9 protein-coding genes are annotated in these 8,604 nt (G+C 45.3%); 8 read left to right on the forward strand and 1 reads right to left on the reverse strand.

Annotation, left to right across the window (positions count from 1 at the left end; translation table 11 throughout):
- Positions 1–197 (reverse strand): hypothetical protein (locus BFI01S_RS23815; protein WP_218008339.1); only part of this gene is annotated, 197 nt, incomplete at its 3' end.
- A gap of 137 nt (positions 198–334) precedes the next feature.
- Here BFI01S_RS23815 and rpsF point away from each other — a divergent pair.
- The 8 genes from rpsF (at position 335) to BFI01S_RS20010 (ending at position 8,091) form a co-directional block, all read left to right on the forward strand.
- Positions 335–622 (forward strand): 30S ribosomal protein S6, encoded by a 288-nt coding sequence (gene rpsF / locus BFI01S_RS19975; RefSeq protein ID WP_061794165.1) that lies wholly within the window; start codon positions 335–337, stop codon positions 620–622.
- A 36-nt stretch (positions 623–658) separates the two neighbouring features.
- The gene (gene ssb, locus BFI01S_RS19980) at positions 659–1,171 is read left to right on the forward strand and encodes a single-stranded DNA-binding protein (RefSeq protein WP_061794166.1); all 513 of its coding nucleotides are present in this window, start codon (positions 659–661) and stop codon (positions 1,169–1,171) included.
- A gap of 58 nt (positions 1,172–1,229) precedes the next feature.
- A complete protein-coding gene (gene rpsR, locus BFI01S_RS19985; protein ID WP_009332461.1) occupies positions 1,230–1,469 on the forward strand; it encodes a 30S ribosomal protein S18 in 240 nt (79 codons plus the stop codon).
- Positions 1,470–1,671: 202 nt separating this feature from the next.
- On the forward strand, positions 1,672–2,607 hold the full coding sequence (locus BFI01S_RS19990) for a YybS family protein (protein ID WP_061794167.1): 936 nt from the start codon (positions 1,672–1,674) through the stop codon (positions 2,605–2,607).
- A gap of 31 nt (positions 2,608–2,638) precedes the next feature.
- Complete coding sequence (locus tag BFI01S_RS19995; protein WP_061794168.1) at positions 2,639–4,612, forward strand: DHH family phosphoesterase; 1,974 nt, start codon at positions 2,639–2,641, stop codon at positions 4,610–4,612.
- Complete coding sequence (rplI, locus tag BFI01S_RS20000) at positions 4,609–5,055, forward strand: 50S ribosomal protein L9 (RefSeq protein WP_061794169.1); 447 nt, start codon at positions 4,609–4,611, stop codon at positions 5,053–5,055. Before BFI01S_RS19995 ends, rplI begins: the two co-directional genes overlap by 4 nt.
- Before the next feature lie 174 nt (positions 5,056–5,229).
- Complete coding sequence (dnaB, locus tag BFI01S_RS20005) at positions 5,230–6,594, forward strand: replicative DNA helicase (RefSeq protein WP_035328281.1); 1,365 nt, start codon at positions 5,230–5,232, stop codon at positions 6,592–6,594.
- Positions 6,595–6,798: 204 nt separating this feature from the next.
- Complete coding sequence (locus BFI01S_RS20010; RefSeq protein WP_061794170.1) at positions 6,799–8,091, forward strand: adenylosuccinate synthase; 1,293 nt, start codon at positions 6,799–6,801, stop codon at positions 8,089–8,091.
- Positions 8,092–8,604 lie beyond the last annotated feature (513 nt).

Raw genomic sequence — 8,604 nt, forward strand, 5'->3', positions numbered from 1 at the left:
CTTATCTTATTTACTGAGTTGATTGTAGCGGAAGGTGCGAGACTCCTGCGGGAGTAGCGGGACAGGTGAGACCCCGCAGATGCGAAGCGTCGAGGAGGCTCACCGCCTGCCCCGCGGAAAGCGAGCATCCTGGAGCGGAAATCAACGGACAACATTGATGGATGAAAAACAACAATATATACGAAAAGAGGCTTCAAAGTAATCTTCCATCTTCCAATTCACTCTAGTGTTATTGCTTTTGCATAATTAATGTGCTATAATTTCAACTTGTGAGTAATGAATATATTGCTCCTTGCCCTTTGAAGGGCCGTTAGACCAAAAGGAGGTGAAAGTGATGAGAAAGTACGAAGTTATGTACATCATCCGCCCAAACATTGAAGATGAGGCTAAAAAAGCCCTAGTTGAGCGTTTCAACACAATCTTAACTGATAATGGTGCGGAGATTTCTGAATCAAAGGATTGGGGTAAGCGTCGCCTTGCATACGAAATCAATGATTTCCGCGATGGCTACTACCAGCTTATGAACGTTAATGCTGAAGCAAAAGCAGTTGACGAGTTCACTCGTTTAGCTAAAATCAGCGAAGACATCATCCGTTACATCGTTGTTAAAGACGAAAAATAATAGATATAGACATTTTACCGAGAGGAGTTGATTCTGATGATGAACCGTGTTGTTCTTGTCGGACGTTTGACAAGGGATCCTGATTTGCGGTATACCCCCAACGGAGTTCCTGTCGCTTCATTCACTCTTGCCGTGAATCGTACTTTTACGAATCAGCAAGGTGAGCGGGAGGCAGACTTTATCAACTGTGTGGTATGGAGAAAGCCAGCTGAAAACGTAGCGAATTTCCTTAAAAAAGGAAGTCTTGCAGGTGTAGATGGCCGCATCCAAACCCGCAGCTATGAAGGCCAGGATGGAAAGCGCGTTTACGTGACAGAAGTCCAGGCTGAAAGTGTGCAATTCCTTGAGCCGAAGAATAGTTCTGGCGGCCAGGGCGGCGGTAATCCGAACTACGGTGGTCCAAGAGATCAGGATTTCCCATTTGGAAATAACAGCAATCAGAATCAACGCCAGGATAATCGTAATCAGGGCAACTATACTCGTGTGGATCAGGACCCATTCGCAAATGACGGCCAAATCGACATTTCCGATGACGACCTGCCATTCTAATAGTGCCCGATTATGAACGAAAATATATAAAATAAAAAGCTGAAGGAGGTAACTGACCATGGCTGGAGGACGCAGAGGAGGACGTGCTAAACGTCGTAAGGTTTGCTTTTTCACTGCAAACGGAATCACTCACATCGACTACAAAGATGTGGATCTTCTAAAAAAATTCATCTCTGAGCGCGGTAAGATTTTACCACGTCGTGTAACTGGCACTAACGCTAAATACCAACGTAAATTAACGATTGCTATTAAGCGCGCGCGCCAAATGGCATTACTGCCATACGTTTCAGGTGAATAATTAATATGGAAAGACGCTGGTATCCGGCGTCTTTTTTTGTTATGTTCTCCTTTAGTACGGGGTTGTGTTAAAGCTAAAACCCCTTCTAAAATCGCGAAGGTTGAACCTGCATTTAATACTAGCTACAATAGAGCTTATATGGGTTCAAAAAGCCGGAAACAGATTTCCTCCTTTTTGGATACACAGTTTGAGGGGTGTATCAATGAATAATGTACATAAATTAACAGAAGGTGCCGTGCTTCTCGCAGTTTTTGCCGTGCTTCTTCTGATTTCGCTCTATGTGCCGATTCTAAGTGTCGTTTCAATTTTCTTCCTGGCTCTTCCGTTTATTATGTTTGCAGCAAAAAATAACCGGATGATGTCGGTTGCCTTTTTGACGGGAGGCGTCCTGCTTTCCCTGATTATCGGGTCCATTTCAGGAATTTTCTTTGCTCTGACATTCGGATTGACCGGCACGGTCATTGGTATGTTTATAAGGGAAAATAAAGGACGGGCTTCTTCCTTTATTGCGGGCACGCTGGTATTCCTTGCAGCCCTTTTGCTTCAGTATGCTGCAGCAGTTGCCTTTTTTAATATCAATATCATTAAGGAAGGCATCGGCATGATGGAGGAGTCCATTAAAATCTCACAAGGAATGCTCGAAGGCTTTGGACAGAACGCAGATAAGGCAGTCGAGCAGCTGACAGCAGGCCTGAAAATGATTGAGACATTAACGCCGAGTTTATTTGTCATGACATCGGTCATTTCTGTTTTTGTCATTCAGCTTGTTTCCTTTCCGATCGCCAAACGATTCGGTATTAAGGTTGAAGGCTTTAAGCCATTCAGAGAAATGAGCCTGCCGAAAAGCATATTATGGTACTATCTCATTACCATAATAGCTTCTTTCCTTTTTAACCCGTCAGAAGGAAGCTACTGGTTTATGGCCCTTGTCAATATTGCATTCATTCTGCAGATTTTCATGGTCATTCAAGGCCTGTCCCTGATCTTCTTTTTCAGTCATTTAAAGGGATGGCCGAAAGCTGTGCCTGTACTTGCTGCTGTATTTACATTTCTTATCCCATTTCTCCTTTATATTGTGAGGATATTAGGTATAATTGATTTAGGATTTGATTTAAGGCAAAGATTAGGAAAAAAGTGATGAACAACACTACTGTTTAGGAGCTGACAACATGCCTTCGTATTTAGAAAAGCGGTCCATACGCTATCCGATTTTTGGATTGATGGGCATAACAGTGGTGCTTCTCGGTATATTGGCGTACTACAATTGGCTTTTTGCATTAATTGGGCTGTTTCTGGCCATCCTTCCTTTCTACTACCTTTTTCAGCTGAATCAAAAGCACCGGAAGGAGACGGAAGAATACATCTCGACCCTTTCCTACAGGGTGAAAAAAGTCGGCGAAGAAGCTCTGATGGAAATGCCGATTGGGATCATGCTGATTAATGATGATTATTACATTGAATGGACCAATCCTTTTTTAGCATCCTGCTTTGATGAAGATACGCTAGTCGGAAGATCGCTTTATGATGTCGCGGATTCGCTTGTTCCGCTGATCAAACAAGAAGTGGAAACAGAAATCATTACCCTTCATGACCGCAAGTTCCGGGTGATCCATAAGCCGGAAGAACGACTTTTGTACTTTTTTGATGTCACGGAACAAACTGAAATAGAGAAATTGTATCAGGAAGAACGGACAGTGATCGCCATTATCTTCCTGGATAATTATGATGAGCTCACCCAGGCGATGGATGACCAGACGAAAAGCAGTCTCAACAGCCTGGTGACCCAAATATTGAATAAATGGGCACAGGATAATGGGGTCTTCCTGAAGCGGGTGTCATCTGAGCGCTTTATCGCCGTATTTAATGAACATATTCTGCAGCTTCTTGAAAAAGGGAAATTCACAATTCTCGATGATGTCCGGGAGACCACTTCCAAGCAAAATGTTCCGCTCACGTTAAGCGTAGGCGTCGGCACTGGGGTCTCTTCCCTTCCTGAGCTCGGTTCACTGGCCCAGTCCAGCTTAGACCTGGCATTAGGCCGCGGAGGAGACCAGGTGGCGATCAAGCAGACTAACGGGAAGGTTAAATTCTTCGGGGGCAAGACCAATCCTGTTGAAAAAAGAACCCGGGTCCGTGCACGCGTCATTTCCCATGCGCTGAAGGAATTGATTTCCGAAAGCGATAAAGTCATTATCATGGGCCACAAAAGCCCGGATATGGATGCGATTGGAGCCGCCATCGGCATTCAGAAGGTGGCGCGCCTGAACCAGCGTGAAGGCTATGTAGTGGTGAATTTCAATGAACTTGATACAGGCGTCAGAAGGATGATGAAGGAAATTGAAAAGAATGAAGAGCTCTTTTCAAAATTCATCACCCCGGAACAGGCGATGGAAATTGCTACGGACGATACCCTGCTCGTGGTTGTTGATACCCACAAACCATCCATGGTGATTGAGGAAAAGCTGCTTCATGTTATTGAACATGTTGTCGTTATCGACCATCACCGCCGCGCTGAAGAGTTCATCCATAATCCGCTGCTGGTTTATATGGAGCCATACGCTTCCTCTACTGCAGAACTGGTGACAGAGCTTCTGGAGTATCAGCCGAAAAACGGCAGAATCGAAATGCTGGAAGCGACTGCCCTGCTTGCCGGGATCATTGTCGATACGAAGAGCTTCTCACTGCGGACAGGATCGCGGACGTTTGATGCAGCTTCCTACCTGCGCGGACAGGGTGCAGATACCGTTCTCGTCCAAAAGTTCTTAAAAGAGGATGTAGATACCTACATCAAGCGGGCGAAGCTGATTGAAACCGTTCAATTTTACAAAGAAGGCATTGCGATTGCCAAGGGTGAGCCGGATCAGATATTTGACCAGGTGCTGATTGCCCAGACGGCAGATACTCTGCTGACGATGGATGGCGTGGTTGCTTCATTTGTCATCTCAAACCGCTCTGAAAACATGATAGGGGTCAGCGCACGTTCCCTCGGGGATATCAATGTCCAGGTGATCATGGAGAACCTCGAAGGCGGCGGGCACTTAACAAATGCTGCCACACAGCTTCAGGATGCAACTCTTGATGATGTTGAGGTCCGATTAAAAGAGGCTATAGATGAATACTTTGAAGGGAGAAAAAAGGAATGAAAGTAATCTTTTTAAAAGACGTTAAAGGCAAAGGGAAAAAAGGCGAAGTAAAAAATGTAGCAGATGGCTATGCAAATAACTTTTTAATTAAGCAAGGGCTCGCTGTCGAAGCAAACCAATCGAGCATCAGCAGCCTGAATGCTCAAAAGAAGAAAGAAGAAAAGCTTGCTGCTGAAGAGCTTGCTGATGCAAAAAAACTGAAAGAAACACTTGAAAAGCTGACAGTTGAATTTACTGCGAAATCAGGTGAAGGCGGCCGCCTTTTCGGCTCCATCACAAGCAAGCAAATTGCTGAAGAGCTTCAAAAGAAGCACAGCATTAAAATCGACAAACGCAAGATCGAAATGGAAGATGCGATCCGCACACTTGGATACACAAAGGTTCCAGTCAAGCTTCATACTGAGGTAACCGCAACATTAAACGTGCATGTAAAAGAAGCATAAAGCGAAGCCGATAAACTAATATTGGAAGTGGCTTTTGCCGATAAACATGTTAAAATAAAAGGGTTGATTAAAAATGTGATCAGTATTTGCTGGTCACATTTTTTAAAGGGATTATAAAGGATTTTTATATAAATATAGATTTGCTCAATGTTTATTTTAAGGAGGTTTAATGAGATGAGTGATTTATTCGCGGATCGGCTCCCGCCTCAAAATATCGAAGCGGAACAGGCTGTGCTTGGGGCAATCTTTCTTGAACCCTCCTCTCTTACACAAGCATCTGAGATCTTGATACCCGAAGACTTCTACCGTGCGGCCCACCAGAAAATTTTCAATGTAATGCTGAAGCTGAGCGACCAGGGTAAAGCGGTCGACTTAGTGACCGTGACAGAAGAGCTCAGTGCAGCAAAACTGCTGGAGGATACCGGAGGGGTCAGCTATTTAAGTGAACTGGCCGGATCTGTTCCGACAGCGGCGAATATCGAGTACTATGCAAAGATCGTGGAAGAAAAGTCATTGCTTCGCAGGCTGATCCGGACGGCGACGGGCATTGCCCAGGACGGCTATACACGCGAGGATGAAGTGGAAGTGCTGCTTGGGGAAGCAGAGAAAAATATTATGGAGGTTGCACAGCGGAAAAACGCCGGTGCTTTTCATAATATTAAGGATGTATTGGTGCGGACCTATGATAATATCGAGGAAATGCATAACCGTAAAGGGGATATTACCGGAATTGCGACTGGATTCACCGAACTTGACCGCATGACAGCCGGCTTCCAGCGAAATGATCTCATCATTGTCGGAGCCCGTCCTTCCGTAGGTAAAACAGCCTTCGCCTTGAATATCGCGCAAAATGTAGCAACGAAAACCGGGGAAAACGTTGCGATCTTCAGTCTGGAGATGGGTGCCGAACAGCTGGTCATGCGTATTCTCTGCGCTGAAGGGAATATTGATGCCCAGAGGCTTCGTACCGGCTCTCTGACAGATGAGGACTGGGGAAAACTGACGATGGCGATGGGAAGCCTGTCAAATGCGGGTATTTTCATTGATGACACGCCGGGTGTCCGCATCCAGGATATCCGTTCCAAATGCCGCCGCCTCAAACAGGAGCATGGGCTTGGCATGATTCTGATCGACTACCTGCAATTAATCCTTGGAAGCGGACGTTCAGGAGAAAACCGGCAGCAGGAAGTATCTGAAATCTCACGTTCCCTAAAACAGCTGGCACGTGAACTTCAGGTCCCTGTGATCGCCCTGTCTCAGCTTTCCCGTGGCGTGGAACAGCGCCAGGATAAGCGCCCGATGATGTCGGACATCCGTGAATCGGGAAGTATTGAGCAGGATGCCGATATCGTGGCATTCCTATACCGCGATGACTACTATGACAAAGAATCCGAAGATAAAAACATTATCGAAATCATCATCGCCAAGCAGCGTAACGGCCCGGTTGGAACCGTTCAGCTGGCATTCGTTAAAGAGTATAATAAATTCGTAAACTTAGAGAAACGCTTTGATGATTCATTCGCGCCGCCTGGTGCATAAAGAGGGCCTGCATATAGCAAGTCCTCTTTTTTATATTCATATTTTCATTGTTTCACGAACATATTTTTATATTTTTATTAAAATTGTTCGTGTTTTATTGACTATCACACATCACCTTGTTAAACTAAGATGGTTGAAATAAGTTACTTAATTAAAAATGAAAATAAATTTTAAAACCATGGGATTCCCGGAGGTGCTTTTTTAATGTCATCAGTAGTAGTAGTTGGAACACAGTGGGGAGATGAAGGGAAAGGAAAGATTACAGACTTCCTTTCTGAAAACGCAGAAGTGATCGCACGTTATCAAGGCGGAAACAATGCAGGACATACAATCAAATTCAATGGCGAAACCTATAAGCTTCATTTAATTCCATCTGGAATATTCTATAGCGATAAAATTTGTACAATCGGAAACGGAATGGTTGTCGATCCAAAAGCGCTTGTAAAAGAATTGGCGTACCTTCATGACAAGGGAGTGACAACAGACAACCTGCGCATTTCAAACCGAGCACATGTCATCCTTCCTTACCACCTGAAGCTTGATGAAGTGGAAGAAGAGCGCAAAGGTGCGAACAAGATCGGTACAACGAAAAAAGGCATCGGCCCTGCTTACATGGATAAAGCAGCCCGCAACGGAATCCGCATCGCGGACCTTCTTGACCGTGAAGTGTTTGAAGAAAAGCTTGCGCGCAACCTGGAAGAAAAGAACCGCCTGCTTGAGCGCTTCTATGAAACAGAAGGATTCAAAATTGAAGACATCCTGGATGAATACTACGAATACGGCCAGCAGATCAAACATTATGTCTGCGACACGTCTGTTGTGCTTAACAACGCATTGGATGACGGCCGCCGCGTGCTTTTCGAAGGTGCGCAGGGAGTTATGCTGGATATCGACCAGGGTACATACCCATTTGTTACATCTTCTAACCCAGTGGCTGGAGGCGTAACAATCGGTTCTGGCGTTGGCCCTACAAAAATCAAGCATGTTGTCGGTGTATCAAAGGCCTATACGACTCGTGTAGGAGACGGCCCATTCCCGACTGAGCTTGATAATGAAATCGGAAATCAAATCCGTGAAGTCGGCCGTGAATATGGTACAACAACTGGCCGTGCCCGCCGTGTCGGCTGGTTCGACAGCGTGGTTGTCCGCCATGCCCGCCGTGTCAGCGGAATCACAGATCTTTCCCTTAACTCCATCGATGTTCTGACTGGAATTGAGACATTAAAAATCTGTACAGCTTACCGTTATAACGGAGAAGTAATCGAAGAATTCCCTGCAAGCTTAAAAGTACTGGCTGAATGTGAGCCGGTATACGAAGAGCTTCCAGGCTGGACAGAGGACATCACAGGCTGCAAATCACTCGATGAGCTTCCTGCCAATGCCCGCCACTACCTGGAGCGCGTTTCCCAGCTGACAGGAATTCCATTATCCATCTTCTCAGTCGGCCCAGACCGCACACAGACAAACGTAGTCCTCAGCCCATGGAGACAAAACTAATACTTGATTGGAAAAGCCCTGATTGGGGCTTTTTTTACGGGGCTGGACAAGCGGGTGTGCGGTTGGCTGGTTTGTGATCCTGGGGGTGGGTTCGGACAGAAGATGGGGAAAATGTCGTTTTTGAGTCCGAAGTTGGGGCGAGTTCAGACAGAGAAAGAGGGAAAAGGGGGTTCTGAGTCCGAACCCCGGCACAGCTGGTTTTTAATAGAGAAAAAATTAAAAAGAGGAATGAACAACGGTAATTAGGGAAAAGAATCCATAAACCGGGGAAAAGAACGCATAAATTAGGGAAAAGAACCCTCAATCCGCGGAAAAGAATACTCTTTTTAGGGAAAAGCGCATCCCAGCCAAGTGGCTGCAATCCGGTATTCAAACACCTCCTGCTCCAGTCTCCCAGCCAAAAAGAATTTTTTATAAAAAAGCTATTGCGCTTTTATAAAACTCTATGATATTATAAAAAGCGTCGCCAAGGTAGCAACATTGGAAACAGGCTTTAGGCAACAGAATTTTAGT

This window comes from Cytobacillus firmus NBRC 15306 (assembly GCF_001591465.1).
Taxonomy (GTDB): Bacteria; Bacillota; Bacilli; order Bacillales; family Cytobacillaceae; genus Cytobacillus; species Cytobacillus firmus.